This window comes from Undibacterium sp. RuTC16W (genome assembly GCF_049339445.1).
In the GTDB taxonomy this organism is placed as follows: domain Bacteria; phylum Pseudomonadota; class Gammaproteobacteria; order Burkholderiales; family Burkholderiaceae_D; genus Undibacterium.
The window spans coordinates 1-280 of record NZ_JBMPPE010000129.1 but is presented as its reverse complement, the minus strand read 5'-3'; the positions used below and the strand labels follow the sequence as shown (position 1 = coordinate 280).

1 protein-coding gene is annotated in these 280 nt (G+C 67.9%); it reads left to right on the top strand.

The window, feature by feature from the left end:
• Positions 1-280 (top strand): ATP-binding cassette domain-containing protein (locus ACO0K4_RS19805; protein WP_422958363.1); only part of this gene is annotated, 280 nt, incomplete at both ends.

Below are 280 nucleotides of genomic sequence, written 5' to 3'. Positions count from 1 at the left end.
ACTGTTCTCAGCACTGGTCGAGGAAGACGTTTCCTTCGGCCCCTTGAACCTCGGCCTGGACGCCGTCGAAGTGCGCGCGCGCGTCGCTGCCGCGCTGAACGCCGTCGGCCTGCGCGGCCATGCTCGCCGCGCCGTGCATCAACTGAGCTTCGGCCAGAAGAAGCGCGTCTGCATCGCCGGCGTGCTGGCGATGGAACCGGACGTGCTGCTGCTGGACGAACCCATGGCGGGCCTGGACGCTCCCATGCAAACCGAACTGGCCGCACTGCTGGACCACCTC